This is a genomic window from Corynebacterium lemuris (genome assembly GCF_024919295.1).
Taxonomy (GTDB): domain Bacteria; phylum Actinomycetota; class Actinomycetes; order Mycobacteriales; family Mycobacteriaceae; genus Corynebacterium; species Corynebacterium lemuris.
Genome location: NZ_JANWTC010000011.1, coordinates 56434 through 71996 on the forward strand (window position 1 = coordinate 56434; position 15563 = coordinate 71996).

The 15563-nt window shown below is 69.2% G+C and carries 13 protein-coding genes; 5 read left to right on the forward strand and 8 right to left on the reverse strand.

What is annotated here, in order from left to right:
• Positions 1-3 precede the first annotated feature (3 nt).
• Positions 4-1554: an acyl-CoA carboxylase subunit beta gene (locus tag NYP18_RS12815; RefSeq protein ID WP_259428602.1), complete on the forward strand. Its 1551-nt coding sequence runs from the start codon at positions 4-6 to the stop codon at positions 1552-1554.
• Between the two features lie 335 nt (positions 1555-1889).
• Here NYP18_RS12815 and NYP18_RS12820 read toward each other — a convergent pair whose 3' ends face one another.
• From NYP18_RS12820 to trmB, 5 genes are read right to left on the reverse strand one after another with little or no spacing between them, the layout of a single operon-like run.
• Positions 1890-2264 (reverse strand): DUF3054 domain-containing protein, encoded by a 375-nt coding sequence (locus NYP18_RS12820; RefSeq protein WP_259428603.1) that lies wholly within the window; start codon positions 2262-2264, stop codon positions 1890-1892.
• Entirely contained in the window at positions 2236-3321 is a 1086-nt protein-coding gene (locus tag NYP18_RS12825; protein ID WP_259428604.1) for a lysylphosphatidylglycerol synthase transmembrane domain-containing protein, read from the reverse strand. Before NYP18_RS12825 ends, NYP18_RS12820 begins: the two co-directional genes overlap by 29 nt.
• Position 3322: 1 nt before the next feature.
• Positions 3323-5629 (reverse strand): MMPL family transporter, encoded by a 2307-nt coding sequence (locus NYP18_RS12830; RefSeq protein WP_259428605.1) that lies wholly within the window; start codon positions 5627-5629, stop codon positions 3323-3325.
• A gap of 17 nt (positions 5630-5646) precedes the next feature.
• Complete coding sequence (locus tag NYP18_RS12835) at positions 5647-6324, reverse strand: NYN domain-containing protein (protein WP_126119973.1); 678 nt, start codon at positions 6322-6324, stop codon at positions 5647-5649.
• A 32-nt stretch (positions 6325-6356) separates the two neighbouring features.
• Positions 6357-7139 (reverse strand): tRNA (guanosine(46)-N7)-methyltransferase TrmB, encoded by a 783-nt coding sequence (gene trmB, locus NYP18_RS12840; RefSeq protein WP_259428606.1) that lies wholly within the window; start codon positions 7137-7139, stop codon positions 6357-6359.
• A gap of 126 nt (positions 7140-7265) precedes the next feature.
• Here trmB and NYP18_RS12845 point away from each other — a divergent pair, with 126 nt between their 5' ends.
• From NYP18_RS12845 to NYP18_RS12855, 3 genes are all read left to right on the forward strand, one after another.
• A complete protein-coding gene (locus tag NYP18_RS12845) occupies positions 7266-8432 on the forward strand; it encodes a hypothetical protein (protein ID WP_259428607.1) in 1167 nt (388 codons plus the stop codon).
• Positions 8429-8812, forward strand: a complete 384-nt coding sequence (locus NYP18_RS12850; RefSeq protein ID WP_259428608.1) for a DUF6802 family protein — start codon at positions 8429-8431, stop codon at positions 8810-8812. Before NYP18_RS12845 ends, NYP18_RS12850 begins: the two co-directional genes overlap by 4 nt.
• Positions 8813-8949: 137 nt before the next feature.
• Complete coding sequence (locus NYP18_RS12855) at positions 8950-10779, forward strand: phosphoenolpyruvate carboxykinase (GTP) (RefSeq protein WP_259428609.1); 1830 nt, start codon at positions 8950-8952, stop codon at positions 10777-10779.
• Between the two features lie 311 nt (positions 10780-11090).
• On the opposite strand, the gene NYP18_RS12860 is transcribed toward NYP18_RS12855, so the two are convergent.
• Positions 11091-11849 (reverse strand): class I SAM-dependent methyltransferase, encoded by a 759-nt coding sequence (locus NYP18_RS12860; RefSeq protein ID WP_259428610.1) that lies wholly within the window; start codon positions 11847-11849, stop codon positions 11091-11093.
• A 36-nt stretch (positions 11850-11885) separates the two neighbouring features.
• Here NYP18_RS12860 and NYP18_RS12865 point away from each other — a divergent pair, with 36 nt between their 5' ends.
• Complete coding sequence (locus tag NYP18_RS12865) at positions 11886-13013, forward strand: glycosyltransferase family 4 protein (protein WP_259428611.1); 1128 nt, start codon at positions 11886-11888, stop codon at positions 13011-13013.
• Here the strand turns inward: NYP18_RS12865 and NYP18_RS12870 are convergent.
• On the reverse strand, positions 12970-14406 hold the full coding sequence (locus NYP18_RS12870) for an MmpA family trehalose lipid delivery protein (RefSeq protein ID WP_500784497.1): 1437 nt from the start codon (positions 14404-14406) through the stop codon (positions 12970-12972). The genes NYP18_RS12865 and NYP18_RS12870 overlap by 44 nt on opposite strands.
• Positions 14407-14411: 5 nt before the next feature.
• Positions 14412-15497, reverse strand: coding sequence for a PorA family protein (locus NYP18_RS12875; RefSeq protein ID WP_259428613.1), 1086 nt, complete (start codon positions 15495-15497; stop codon positions 14412-14414).
• Positions 15498-15563: the final 66 nt, after the last annotated feature.

Here is a 15563-nt window from a genome sequence, read left to right on the forward strand (position 1 = left end):
TCTGTGACTGAAACGTCAACCGCAGCCAAACTGGCGGACCTGCGCTCCCGCCTCGACCAGGCACGCGACCCCGGCAGCGAGCGTGCACGTAGGAAGCGTGATGACGAGGGCCGGTCCACCCCGCGCCAGCGCATCGCCTCGCTTCTCGACGAAGGCTCCTTCGTCGAGATCGGTGCCCTGGCGAAGACACCGGGTGTGGATGACGCCGTCTACTCCGACGGCGTGGTCACCGGCTACGGACGTGTCGACGGCCGTCCGGTCGCTATCTACGCCCACGACAAGACCGTCTACGGCGGTTCTGTCGGCGAGACCTTCGGCCGCAAGGTCGTCGAGGTCATGGAGATGGCCATCAAGATCGGTTGCCCGGTCATCGGCATCCAGGATTCCGGTGGCGCCCGCATCCAGGACGCCGTGACCTCCCTGGCCATGTACTCGGAGATCTCCCGCCGCCAGCTGCCCCTGTCGGGCCGCAGCCCGCAGATCTCCGTCATGCTCGGCCGCTCCGCCGGCGGTGCCGTCTACGCCCCGGTGACCACCGACTTCGTCATCGCCGTCGACGGCGAGTCCGAGATGTACGTCACCGGCCCCAACGTCATCCGCGAGGTCACCGGCGAGGACGTCACCTCCGCGGAGCTCGGCGGCGCCCGCCAGCAGGAACTCAACGGCAACATCTCCATGGTCGTCGATTCCGAGGATGAGGCCTTCGACGCGGTCCGGGACCTGCTCGACCACCTGCCCCTGACCTGCCACGATCCGGCCCCGGTATTCCGGGCACCGCTGGACGAGGCCGTCGCCGACGACCCGGCCCTCGACCTGTTCATGCCGGACGACTCCAACGCCGGTTACGACATGATGGACCTGCTGGTCCAGCTGGGCGATGACGAGAACCTCGTGGAGATCCAGGCCAACTACGGGCCGAACCTCATCACCGCCTTCGGGCGTATCGACGGCCGCGCCGTCGGCTTCATCGCCAACAACCCCATGCATCTGGCCGGCTGCATCGACGCCGATGCCGCCGACAAGGGTGCCCGCTTCATCCGCACCTGCGACGCCTACAACATCCCCCTGGTCTTTGTCGTGGACACCCCGGGATACCTGCCGGGCGTGGAGCAGGAGAAGGCGGGACTGATCCACCGCGGTGCCAAGCTCGCCTTCGCCCTGGTGGAGGCGACAGTGCCCAAGGTCACCCTCATCGTCCGCAAGGCCTACGGCGGTGCCTACGCCGTCATGGGTTCGAAGAACCTCAGCGGTGACATCAACCTGGCGTGGCCGACCGCGCAGATCGCCGTCATGGGTTCCGCCGCCGCCGTGGTCATGATCCAGGGCAAGCAGCTGGCTGCCGCACCCCCTGAGCAGCGGGATTACCTGAAGAAGATCTTCATGGACTTCTACGACGAGAACATGACCAGCCCCTATGTGGCGGCCGAGCGCGGCTACCTGGACGCGATGATCCAGCCGCGGGAGACGCGTCTGACCCTGCGCCGGGCCCTGCGCCAGCTGGCGACGAAGGACGAGCAGGACCTTCCCAAGAAGCACACGATCATGCCGCTGTAACCGGAGAAATTGTTTCCCCCGGCTATGTAACGGAATGATTACTATGGCACGATGTACCCAATGTAACTGCTCGTCAACCACTTAAGGAGCATCCTCATGCTGAGCACCGCCGTGGACCTTTTCGGTGACATCATCGGTCTGATCATCATGATCAGCAACCAGCTGACCCACACCCTGAGCTCTCAGGGTTAGCCTCCGGCTGCACGACGTCCCGGCTCCCGCTCCATGCGGGGGCCGGGACGTCGTCGATTCAGCGGGTTCGAGATCACCATCCCGAGAGGAGTGAGTGCCCCGGGGGCCGAATGCGACTGGTCTCGATGAGACGCATCCGCCCCTCAGACCCGGCGGCGACGCCCCACGATCCCGGCGATCGCCCGCCAGCCGAGCATGAACAGCGCGGACATGATGGTGGCCACCAGGATGAAGGACCAGTGGGGGAACTCCCCGTTGCGCACGGTCCAGATACCCAGGCCCACCACGACGGTGATGAGCCACGCGGACACCCCCGCGGGCACCAGGCGGGCCCCGTCCCATTTCGCTGCGGTGATGACCACCCAGGACAGTGCCACGCCCAGCAGAAAGGGCCAGAGGGTGGACAACCAGCCACCGAAGTTCAGGGGCATGTCGTCGGTCTGGTGCGCGATGCGGGCAAACAGGGCGAAGGCGGCGATGGCCACCACGTCAGCGGTCAGTGCGGAGATTCTGCTCATGACCCAACTCTATCGCCGGTTCCGCAGCGCTCCGGACGCTGCGTCCGGCGAAGTAGAGGAAGTAGACCACCCAGCCGATGATGGTGGCCAGGGCGAAGGAGATCAGCCGGTAGACCAGGGCCACGCCGGTGGCGTCAACGGCGGTCATGCCGGCGGTGACCAGGGTGGCGATGATGACCGCCTCCACGGTGCCCAGCCCACCCGGGGTCACCTGCGCGGTGCCGGCGAGTTTGGCGGTGGTGTAGGCGAGCAGGACGCCCATGACGGTGGTGCGGTCGGGGGTGGCCTCCAGGCCGGGGGCGGTGCCGGTGATGGCCCAGACACAGGCGTAGAGGGCGAGGACGTCGAAAAGCCGGTTGAGCAGCGACCAGCCGGCGACGGCAGCGAAGCGGCCCCGGCTGAGGTGGACCGTGTCGAACTGGTGGAGCTGGGTGACCACGGCCTCGAGACCGGTGTCAGGGGCCCGGCGCAGCAGCCGGTTGAACACGGGCAGGAGGGCACGGGTCCAGCGTTCCAGGTGGTCGGGGTGGTTGGCGGCCCAGTACACGGCCCAGGACAGGACGGTCATGGCCGCCAGGGTGGCCAGCAGGGACCACACGCTGACCTGGGCGCCGAGGAAGAACACACCGGAGACGCCGATCAGGACCAGCCACATCGTGGACACCGCGGAGCTGAGCACCAGGAACCAGCCGCACAGCAGGCGGCTGGCGCCCCAGCTGCGCTGCACCTGGTAGGTCAGCACGGCGGAGAAAGCGGGCCCGCCGGGCAGGGAGGTGGACCACGAGTTGGAGGCCAGGGTCAGGCCGGTGGCGGCGGACAGCGGGACACGGGTACCGCCCGCCCCGAGGAGCAGGCGCATGACCTCGGCCATCGCCGCGAGGGAGAGGAAGGTCGTGATGACTGCCACGACCACCCCGGCAGGTTCCGCATCGCGCAGGCGGCGGATGCCGTCGCCGAGGAAGGGCAGCTGGTCGCGGAAGGCCACCACGAGGATGACCAGTACCACGAACGGGCCCAGCCACCGCACCCACCGGTTGGCGGTGATCCGGCGCAGCACGTCAGCGGCCCAGCTTGCGGGGACCGTTCCGGTCGGATGAGATGCGGGCCATCAGCTCGCTGAAGGGGATGAGCTCCTCATCGTCGGCGGTGGTGCGGCCACCTCGGGCGGCCTCCTCCTCGTCGACGACGACGGCGTCGTCAAGCAGCAGCTCCTGCTTCCCGACGGCCGCGGGGGCGGGTGCCTCACCGTGGCCGAGGCGGGCGTAGGCGCGTTTGATGAAGGCCGGGGCCCACCAGTTGTCCTCGCGCAGCAGGTGCATCACGGCGGGCACGAGCATCATGCGGATGATGGTGGCGTCGATGGCCAGGGCGAAGATCATGCCGAAGGCGATGTACTTCATCATGACGATCTCGGAGAAGCCGAAGGCGCCGGCCACGACGATCATGATCAGCGCGGCCGCCGTGATGATCGAGCCCGTCTGGGCGGTGCCGTAGCGGATCGCGTCGTCGGTGGATTCCCCGCGGTCGCGGGCCTCCACCATCCGGGAGACGAGGAAGACCTCGTAGTCCGTGGACAGGCCGTAGACGATGGCCACGATGAGCACCAGCACCGGTGACATCAGCGGACCCGGCGTGAAGTTGAACAGCTCCGCCCCCAGGCCACCGACGAACATGGCGGTGAGGATGCCCAGGGTCGCGCCCAGCCCCAGGACCGTCATGATCACGGCCTTCGCCGGGAGGATGAGCGAACCGAAGACCAGGGCCATGAGGATGAACGTGGCCACCACGACATAGATGGCCATCCACGGCAGCTTGTCCAGCAGGGCCTCGATGGACTCGATCTCCATGGCCGGGGTGCCGCCGATGTACAGACCGACCCCCTCGGGCGCCTCGAGGGCGCGCAGCTGATCGATGACCTGGCTGTTGAGGTCCCGGTCCTGGATGCCCGCGGAGAGCACCGTCGTCCCGTCGACCGTGCCGTGGTCCGGGGTGAACGGGGCCGTCAGGCCCCCGATGTCCCGGGCCTGGACGTAGATGTCCACCAGCTGCTGCTCCGTGGCATTCGTGACCACGAGTTTGACCGGTTCGGTGCGGAAGGCGGGGAAGGTCTCGTTGAACTCGTCCTGGGCCACCCGCGTCTCGTGGGAGGGCGGGAGATAGGTCTCGTTGATGCCGCCGAACTTCACCCCCGCCAGCGGCAGGGTGAGCAGGATGAGCAGCCCGGCGACGACGACGGTGACCACCTTGGCGTTGCGCATCGCCCAGGAGGGGATGCGGAACCACAGGGTGTCCTCCAGGCGGCGGGCGGTGCGCTTCGTGCGGCGGAGGGTCCACTTGTCGATGTTGTGGCCCAGCATGCCGAACAGGGCCGGCAGGACCGTCACCGACAGCAGCGCCGCCAGGCCCACCGCGGAGATCGCACCGTAGGCCACGGACTTGAGGAAGGCCTGCGGGAATACCAGCAGACCGGACAGGGCCACCGCGACCATCGCCGCGGAGAAGACCACCGTCTTGCCGGCGGTGGCGGTGGTCGTGCCCACCGCCTCGGGTACACCGGCCCCCTTGTCCAGCTCCTCCCGGAACCGGGAGACCATGAACAGGCCGTAGTCGATGGCCAGGCCCAGACCGAGCAGGGTGACCACCGACTGGGCGAAGACGTTGACCTGGACGGTCCCCGCCAGGATGGACAGGATGCCCAGGGAACCGGCGATGGACAGGACACCGACGATCAGCGGCATGAACGCCGCGACGACGGAACCGAAGACCACCAGCAGGAGCAGCCCCACCAGGGGCAGAGCGACGACCTCGGCGCGGACGATGTCGCCGGCCATGCCGTCGTCGAGGGAATCGGCGACGGCCGTGGCACCGGCCACCCTGGTCTCCACCCCGTCGGGCAGGTCCTCCGCCACGAGGGAGTCCTCGATGGCGCGGAAGTCCCGCAGGGTCTGCTCCCCGTCCCCGCGCAACCCGATGGCGGCGAAGGCGACGGTGCCGTCCTCGTTGATCAGCTGGGCGTTACGGGTGTCGAAGTAGCTGGTGACATGGGCGATCTCCTCCGGATGCCCGGTCTTGAGATCCTCCAGGTGGGAGGCGATGGCACCGAAGGTCACCGGATCGTTGATCGAGCGGCCCTCGGCCGCCTCGAACAGGAGGATGACGTCACCGCTGTTGTCACGGCCGAAGGTCTCCAGCTCGATGGCGGCGGCCGCGGTGGAGCTGGAGCCCGGATCGTCCCAGCCCTCCTGGCTCATGCGGTCGTCGAGACGCAGCCCGAAGACGGCGTAGAGCACCACGATCGCGGCGATGACGATCAGGGGCACCAGGCGGCGGTGGCGATAGGAGAAATGTCCCCACTTCTCGAACATCGGGCTTCCCCTCTCGGTCAGTGATTGCGGCCGGCCAGCAGGGCCGACAGCGGACGGAAAGGCTGCAGCCAGGCGCCTTCATCGGGCAGCTGGTCCAGGCTGATGCGCGGCAGCGGTTCCCGGAAGACCCCGGTGATCTCCTCCAGATCGACGAAGTCGATCGTGTCGGAGCCGACCGCCCAGGAAGCGTGCTCATGGAAACCGAGGACCGTGACCGGCAGCCCCTCCGCGATGAGCTCGTCGATGGTCTCCTTGAAGTTCTGCCCGTCCGCCGAGGCGACGACCAGGCCCTTGAGCACCCCCTCCGCGTGGCGACGGCGGATGTGGGCGAGCATGTCCGGGTCGACATCGGAGTCCTCGTCCGTCTTCGGCTTGGCGAAGACGGCGAAACCGACGTTGCGCAGCGCCTCCACCCAGGGGCGGACGACGTCCGCGCCACCCGGGGTGACGTTGGTGAAGACGGTGGCCTCCGCCTCGACATGGCCGCCCGTGTCATGGGAGAGCTTGCCGGCACGCGCCAGCAGCCAGCGGCCGATGGCGTCGAAACGCGGGCGGTAGGCCGCGGTGGGACGGCCGCCGAGGATGGCGCCGAGGCCCATGTCCAGGTTCGGGGCGTCCCAGACCAGCAGGAGGTTGTCCGGGCCGGAATTCTCCCGGCTGCCGTAGTGGTGGGTGGATTCGTGAAGATCGCTCACGGTGGATGCTCTTTTCGCAAAATAAGGGAAAATCAGGCGGGCGCGTCCGTGCGCTGCCAGAGAAATTCAGTGATGGTGTGGTCCTTGTCCAGACCCTTGCCCTCGAATTTGGTGATGACCTGCCGGTCCACCAGCTGCGGGCACTCCGCCCACGGCCAGCCCTGGTACCCGAGCAGCGGCTCGGAGTCGACGAGCTCGGTGATCCACTCCGCATAATCGGCGTGGTCGGTGGCCACGTGCAGCACGCCGCCAGGCTTCAGCCGGGTGGCGATCAGGTGCAGCGTACCGGTCTGGATGATGCGGCGCTTATGGTGCCGCGCCTTCGGCCAGGGGTCCGGGAAGAAGATCCGGACGCCGTCGAGGGAACCTGGGGCGATCATGCGGGCCAGCACCTCGACGCCGTCGCCACGCACCATGCGGATGTTGCCGATGCCGCCGCGGACCACGGAACCCAGCAGCTTCGCCAGGCCGGGCTTGTACAGCTCGACGGCGATGACGTTGGTGTCCGCCTCCAGCGGGGCCATCGCCGCGGTGGAGGTGCCCGTGCCGGAACCGATCTCCAGGATGGTGGGCGCACCGGTGCGGCCGAACCATTCGTCGACGTCGATGCGCTCATCGCTGAGGACACGGCCCAGACGCGGCCAGTTCTCCTCCCAGAGCTTCTCCTGGTTGTCGGTCAGCGTGCCGCGGCGGAAGCTCACCGCACCGAGGCGGGGGTAGTCGCGGCCGTCGTCGCCGAAATCGGTCTGCGGGGGGCGGCCGGCGGGCAGATCGCCCAGGGGCCGTTCATTATCGGGAAAATCAGTGATAGACATCGCTCTTATTCTTCCCCTACCGTGGTCAAACTTCAATTTTCTCCGCCCCGGTTGCTCCCCGGTTGCGGCCCGGGAGGGCGTGGGTGAGGATGGGCGCGGAAGCGACCCGGGGGAGGGGGCGGGAGAATGCGCACGCCGGAGATCTTCATCCGCGCGGCCGACTGGGCACACGCGCGGGATTTCGGCTGCCCGGCGGGCATCGGCCTGCGGCGGGTGCTGCTGGAGCTGACCGGGCCGCCCCGGGTCGGTGCCTGCACCCTGCACGCACCCGTGCCGCTGCCGGCATTCTGGCAGGTCAGAGAGGTGGCGGTGACGTGGCCGGTGACGAGCCCCGGCGCCGACATCGTGGTGCTCGTCCACCCGGACCCGCTGCCGGCAGCCGCCCGCTCCCGGATCGCCCTCGGCCCGCAGGAGGTCATCGTGGTCAGGCAGCTACCGGTGGAGCCGCCGTTTCCCGCCGGGTTGCTTCCGACGGTCCGCTCCCGTCTCCTCCACGGTGAAATCCGCGCACTGGCGGCCCGCCACCCCCAGCTTGCGGACGAGCTGCTGGCGCTCGCCGGGCCTGCCCCGACCATCACCCGGACCCCACGGGTGGCCGTCATCAGCCCGGACCCGGACACCCGGGTGGAGCTGCCCGGCATCGACATCGCCGATGACGCTCACGTGGATGCGGTGCTCGCCGTCGCACCTCCGGGCGGCTGGACCACCGCCGACCACCCGACCCTGGCCGATGCCGCGCGCCGGGCCGGCCGCCTGGTCTCGACAGCGCCGCTGCCCGCCGGCATCCCCGGCACGCTTGTCCCGCCCGGCCGTCCACCGGTCGAGGCGGTCCGCCATGCCCTCACCCTCCCCGCCGGCCCGTTGCCCGACGTGCGGCCCGGCACGTGGCTGCGCGCCGCCGAGCAGCTGGAGCGCCGGCGCCGCCTGCTTCTCGACGCCCACCTCACCGACCTGGTCACCCGCCGCGCGGTGGGGGAGCTGGCGCAGCTCGCCCACGAGCAGGGGCTGCCACCCGCCCCGCCGCCCCGGCTGCGGGAGCAGCTCGGCCAGGCCCTGCTCATCGCGTTCGTGGTGGGGCTGGCCGCCGGCCGTGCGGTCTGGGCGGCGGGCCCGGTCACCGGTGCCACCGCGGGAACGCTCGCGGCGCTGGCTGCGGGAGGGCTGCGCTGGTGGCGGGGTCGTCGTGAAGCACAGTCGCGGTGGGCGGCGGAGGAGGCCGCCCGTCTCCGCCGCACACCGGAACACGCGCCGGCCGTCTGGCTGCGGCGCACACTGGCCAAGGAGCTGACTTGACTGACATCTGGCTGAGCCTGCACGGGCTCGATGATCTCACCGGAGCTGATGAGGGCGCCACGCTGCACCTGCGCCTGGGTGACGAACAGTTCGAACTCGCCGGCGCGGAGGGGGACTGCGTCACCCTCAGTGATGGCACCGGAATGACCGTCTACGCCGACCTCGACGGTGACGGGGTCGTCGACCACATCTCCTCCGTCCACCACGACGGAGGCTACGAGGTCTATACCGCTGACCCCCATGCTGCGGCCTGGGGGTTGGCGTCGGATATCCCCGGGAAATCTGCTATTGAGGAAGCCCCGGGGTGGGGTTTAGCCCCGGAGGCCACCCCCGAAAGGGGGAGCGCCTCGTCCGGGGAGTCCCGGAGTAATGCCGGGTGACACCGGATTGAACGGGGATAAACCGGCAGGTTATGACCTATCCCACTCCCTGAATCCCAGCGCCACTCTTCCGAAACCACTACAAATAGATACCCTGTAAAGAGATCTCTACCGAGTGACCTGTAAATGGAGAACAAATGACCACTGCCATCAAGGGCCTGGTGGGCCCCGCCCCGACCGACAACGAGAAGCTCCTCACCTGGATTGCGGAGGCAGTTGAGTTGTTCGAGCCTGAGACGGTCGTCTTCGTCGATGGCTCTCAGGAGGAGTGGGACCGCCTCACCTCGGAGCTCGTCGAGGCCGGCACCCTGATCAAGCTCAACGAGGAGAAGCGCCCCAACAGCTTCCTCGCACGTTCCAACCCGGACGACGTCGCCCGTGTCGAGTCCCGCACCTTCATCTGCTCCGAGAACGAGGAGGACGCCGGCCCGACCAACAACTGGGTCGACCCCACCGAGATGAAGACCGAGATGACCGAGGTCTTCCGCGGCTCCATGCGCGGCCGCACCATGTACGTCGTTCCCTTCTGCATGGGCCCGATCACCGACCCGGACCCGAAGCTGGGTGTCCAGCTGACCGACTCCGCCTACGTCGTCCTGTCCATGGGCATCATGACCCGCATGGGTTCCGAGGCCCTGGCCAAGATCGGCACCGACGGTGAATTCGTCCGCGCCCTCCACTCCGTCGGTGCTCCGCTCGAGCCCGGCCAGGAGGACGTGCCGTGGCCGTGCAACGACACCAAGTACATCACCCAGTTCCCCGACACCAAGGAGATCTGGTCCTACGGCTCCGGCTACGGCGGCAACGCCATCCTGGCCAAGAAGTGCTACGCCCTGCGCATCGCCTCCGTCATGGCCAAGGAGGAGGGCTGGATGGCTGAGCACATGCTCATCCTCAAGCTGAACTCCCCGGAGGGCAAGAGCTACCACATCGCCGCCGCCTTCCCGTCCGCCTGCGGCAAGACCAACCTCGCGATGATCACCCCGACCATCGAAGGCTGGACCGCCGAGGTCGTCGGCGACGACATCGCATGGCTCAAGCTGCGCGAGGACGGCCTCTACGCCGTCAACCCGGAGAACGGCTTCTTCGGTGTCGCACCGGGCACCAACTACGCCTCCAACCCGATCGCCATGCGCACCATGGAGCCGGGCAACACCCTGTTCACCAACGTCGCCCTGACCGACGACGGTGACATCTGGTGGGAGGGCATGGACGGCGAGAAGCCGGCCCACCTCATCGACTGGCTGGGCAACGACTGGACCCCGGAGTCCGGCACCAACGCCGCGCACCCGAACTCCCGCTACTGCGTCGCCATCGAGCAGTGCCCGGTCGCCGCACCGGAGTTCAATGACCCGGAGGGCGTCAAGATCGACGCCATCCTCTTCGGCGGCCGCCGCGCCGACACCGTCCCGCTGGTCACCCAGTCCTTCGACTGGGAGCACGGCACCTTCGTCGGTGCGACCCTGGCCTCCGGCCAGACCGCAGCCTCCGCCGAGGCCAAGGTCGGCTCCCTGCGCCACGACCCGATGGCCATGCTGCCGTTCATGGGCTACAACGCCGGTGACTACCTGCAGCACTGGATCGACATGGGCAACAAGGGCGGCGACCGCATGCCGTCCATCTTCCTTGTCAACTGGTTCCGCCGCGGCGAGGACGGCCGCTTCCTGTGGCCGGGCTTCGGCGAGAACTCCCGTGTCCTCAAGTGGATCATCGACCGCATCGAGGGCCGCGTCGACGCCGAGGCCACCGTCGTGGGCAACACCGCCCGCCCGGAGGACCTGGACCTGACCGGTCTGGACACCCCGCTGGAGGACATCCAGGAGGCACTGTCCGCACCCGCCGAGGACTGGGCCCGCGACGTCGCGTCCGACGAGGAGTACCTGGCATTCCTCGGCCCGCGCGTCCCGAGCGAGGTCCACGAACAGCTGGGCAAGCTCAAGGAGCGCATCGAGGCCGCCAAGGCCTAAGGTGCCCGGCTCGCTGAGCTGAAGCAGGATTTCCCGCCCCCAGGTGGACCACGGTCCCCGGGGGCGGGATTTCTCTTGGGGTGGATGGGGCGGGTTCACAGAACCCGCGGTCACAAACCCGCGAGGGCCCTGGTCTTCGGACTCCCCGCGGGGTTCCAGGCCATTTTGTGGGTTGATCGCAGGTTTGTCTTCGCGGATGCGTGATCGCAGGGTTCCCGGCAGCACCAGACGCGAACGAGCTCGCGCTGCGGATGGAGTCCGGTCAGCGGTACCGGTCCCGCGGGGACGGTATCCCGCCGGCATCGGCCCGCTCAGTCCTTCCGCAGCACCACGACCAGGTTGGAGACCAGGAACTCCCGCAGCACCGGCACGCGCACCAGCCACCACGCCCAGGCCGGGTGGTAGCGGGGGAAGGCCGCCGTCAGCTCCGCCCCCGGCACCGCAGCGGCCCAGCGTAGGCCCTCGGTACAGGAGACGTTGAACAGTGACTCGCCGAAGACGTTCTTGGGCGGGTGCCCGTGCCGGGACTCATAACGGTGGCGGGCGAAGTCGCCGCCGATGTAGTGCTCCCAGATACCGGTCTCGTGGCCGCCGAAGGGCCCGAGCCAGACGGTGTAGCTGAGGACCATCAGGCCGCCGGGGCGGGTCACGCGCAGCATCTCCCCGGCCATGGCCCAGGGCTGCGGCACGTGTTCGGCCACGTTGGAGGAGTAGACCACGTCGAAGGAGCCGTCCCGGAAGGGCAGGGCCATGCCGTCGCCGCGCACGGAACCGGGCACGGTGATGCCGGCGGCGGCCATCTCCCCGACATCGGGTTCCACTGGCACATACCAGGCACCCAGCCCCGCGAAAGCCTCGGCGAAGTAGCCGGGCCCACCGCCGACGTCGAGGACGGACGCCCCAGCCAGGTCACGGCCGAGGAGGTCGGTGCGGAGGGCGTCGAGAAGCGATGCGGTGTCCTCGGCCAAGGGCCGGTAGAAGAGCTCGGGCCGGGTCTGTTCGTGGCGGATGGCGCGCAGCAGGGACCAGGAGCGGCGCAGCGTGGCCAGGCGTCGGGTTCGGGGCGTCACGGACTCCATCGTTGCACAGGTAGAATCAGCTGGACCATGAAGATCCTCCTGCTGTGCTGGCGCGATTCGACCCATCCGCAGGGTGGCGGCTCGGAACGCTACCTGGAACGGGTGGGGGAGTATCTCGCGGCCCACGGCCATGAGGTGGTCTACCGGACGGCCGGGCACACGGATGCGCCGCGGCGTTCCCACCGCAACGGGGTGCGGTTCTCCCGCAGTGGCGGCAAGTACACGGTGTACCCGAAGGCGCTGCTGGGGATCGTGCTGGGTCGGTTGGGGATCGGCACGCTGGGTGGTCTCGACGTGGTGGTGGACACCCAGAACGGCGTCCCCTTCTTCGCCCGCCCGGTGGCCGGGGTGCCGACGGTGCTGCTGACCCACCACCGGCACAAGGAGCAGTGGCCGGTGGCCGGCTGGGCGATGGCGAAGCTGGGCTGGTTCCTGGAGTCGCAGGTCGCGCCACGGGTGTACCGGGGTGCGCAGTACGTGACTGTCTCGGAGTCCTCGCGCGCGGATCTGCTGGAGCTGGGCGTGCGGGAGAGCGACATCACCATCATCCACAACGGGGTGGACCCGGTGCCCGAGCACATCCCGCGGTTGGAGGACAACGGTGCCACCCACCTGGTCACGTTGTCCCGGCTGGTGCCGCACAAGCAGATCGAGCATGCCATGGACACCGTGGCGCAGCTGCCCGGGGAGGTGGTCCTCGATGTCATCGGCTCCGGCTGGTGGGAGGAGGAACTGCGGGACTATGCGCAGAAAATCGGGATCACCGGTCGGGTGCGTTTCCACGGCCAGGTCACGGAGGACTATAAACACGCCCTGCTGGACCGGGCGACGGTGCACCTCATGCCCTCCCGGAAGGAGGGTTGGGGGTTGGCGGTGATGGAGGCCGCCCAACATGGGGTGCCCACCATCGGCTACCGTACGGCCGGTGGTCTGCGGGATTCGATCATTGACGGCCGCACCGGTCTGCTGGCGGAGAGCCCCGCGCAGCTGACGCAGCTCACGGCCCGCCTGATTGCCGACGCCCCCCTCACCCGCCGCCTCGGGCAGGCGGCCCGGCAGCGGGCGGAGGGTTTCTCCTGGGAACAGACCGGCGCGCGTTTTGAAGAGCTGCTCACCGCCGTCGCAGAAGGTGCAGCCCCACCCCGGCGGGGATGAGCAGCCAGCCCGCCAGCAGCACCAGACCGGGCCAGCGCGGCTGCGGACCGGCGGCGGTCTCCACGACCCGGCCGTCGGCGACGACCACCCCGACGCCGAGTTCCGCGAGCCGGTCACGGTCACGGTCCGCCCACGCGGCGGTGGCGGCGGCCCAGCGGGTGGAGGGGGCGTCGACGAGTACGCCGTCGACGCTCAGCGCCCCGGACTCCACCGCGGACAGGGCCTTGACCAGGGGGTTGAGCATCGGGGTGCCGTCGGCGCGGCGGACCAGCACGGGTTCGTCGACAAGCAGGACGTCGCGGCCCGCGGCGTGTTCCACCAGCGCCTGGTCGACCGCCACCGGCTGGGGGCGCAGTGGCGCGAGTGCCGCAGGTGCGTCGGGGACCTGGAGCAGCGCCAGGGCCAGCACCAGCCCCGCCGCCCACGTGCGTGCCGACGCCGCCGCGGCCACATAGGCCGGCAGCGCCAGGACGGTCAGTTTGCTCGCGTCCCGCAGCAGACCCGCCCCGGGCAGGGTGGCGACCAGCCAACCGGAGAGCCCGGGGAGCAGCCAGAGGAGCACTGCCCCGCCCAGGCCGATGCCCGCCAGCCACAGCAGGGGGGCGGGCACCCGCCGGGCGGAGAACAGCAGCACCGCGAAGAGGGCCACCCCGGCCAGTGCGAAACCCAGTTCCCGGGAGGCGGGCACAGCCTCCGCATTCCAGATACCGCCGAGTCCCAGCAGGGCACCAAGGGTGCCCACATGGGCCTCCGCACGCGGGGCGAAGGCCGCGGCGGATGCAGCACTGGCGGTGCCCCCGCCGCCCAGCAGGCCCGGGAGCAGCCACGGCAGGCAGCACAACAGACCGAGCAGCAGGGTGGGCAGGCGGCGGCCCCGGGCCGTCGCAAAGCCTGTGAACAGGGCGAACAGAGCGCCGGTGGGTGTCAACGAGGCCGCCCACATGGCCAGCCAACCCATCGGGGCGTGGCCGCTGAGACCGGCGGCGGCGATCAGCGGCAGCAACCAGCCGCCGATGACCAGCGACCAGTGGCCCTGCAGGAGACGTTCCACCACGAAGGGATTCCACAGCACCAGCGTCACCGCGGCGAGCATGCCCACCCGCCCGGCCCCCTGGTGGCGGGCCAGCCACACCGCGCCGACCGCCCCGGCGACCGCCCCACCCACGATGAACAGGCGCGCCACCCAGGAGGCAGGCAGGAAGATGCCGAGCAGGGCCAGCAGCCCGTCCTGCGGGGCATTGCGGGCCGGCAGGTCACCGGTGCCCAGCGCGCCGGGGGACAGGACGGGGGAGTCGAGGACCAGCATGTCGCGCAAGGCCAGCTGGCCCGGCATGATGAGCGGCCACAGCAGAGCGGTGATGAGCACACCCGCCCACAGGGGCGACCACCGCAGCCGGTTCAGGACGTCCGCCCCCGGCGTTCACGCAGCAGGAGCACCACCGCCCAGATCACGGCCGCCAGGGCGACCGTCTTGAGGGCGACGGCACTGACCTGCAGGACCCGCAGGCGGGAGGCCACCCCGGCGGCCCGCTCATGCTGCCGCTCCACGGTGGCGCCGTCCCAGGTCGCGGAGGTGTGCAGGATGCTGAACTCCGGGGCGGGGATGAAGGCACGTTCCTCGGCCTCGGGGTGGTCAGCGGCGAAGTAGATGTGGATGCGCTCCTGCGTGTCCACCAGCGTGCCGGATTTCGGTTCCACCCACACGGTGCGGTCGACGGCGTACCAGACGGAACCCAGCCCCCACGCCTCCAGGGTGGTGAACACACTGTCCTCGGTTTCTTCCTGGCGGGGGCGGTTGTCATCGGGTGCGGTCAGCGGCAGGGCGGTGAAGGTGTGGTGGAACTCGAAGGTCTCCAGGCCGGCGCGTTCCACCTCGCCGACGTAGTCCAGCAGGAGGGGCCGCCCGGCGACGGTGTCGTAGCGCGGGTAGGAACGCCGTTCCGGCGGGAAAGGGAAGAAGTACTGCAGGCCCTCCCGGACGGAGAAACCGGTGGTGGTCTCCAGATCCAGGGCAGGGATGGTCACCGAGAGTTCGCTGACCGGGTCGGAGACCGGGTAGGTGGAACGCCGGTCCAGACGCAGGGTGTCGCTGACCTCCGCTAGGAGAGTCTCCTCCGCGTGCAGCTGCCTGGTGGCCGTGATATCGACCTCGTCACGCGCGGGCGCCGCCGAGGTGGCCACCGTCAGTTCCCGGTGGGTGGGGGTCTCCACCACGAGACAGGAATAGGGGACATCAGGAAAAGTGCCCTCCCGGCATTCTGCGCGTGCCCGGTTCTCCTCCGGCACGGCACCTTCCGTCATGGCCGTGGGCGCGAGCATGACCGTCTCTGCCGGGTTGCTGCGGTAGGGCGTCTGCAGATCGGTGGGCAGGGGTTTCATCTGGCTGATGAGCAGGGGCGGGACCAGGGAACCGAGGAGGAAGGTGACCACGGCGAGCAGCAGCAGCAGCCGGATCGGCGGGCGCCGGAACACGCTCTGAGTCAATGTGTGCAGGTCCTGTTCGTTAAGATCGCCGGAAACACCCCGGGACTTCCCCGGGTGCCGAGAAGC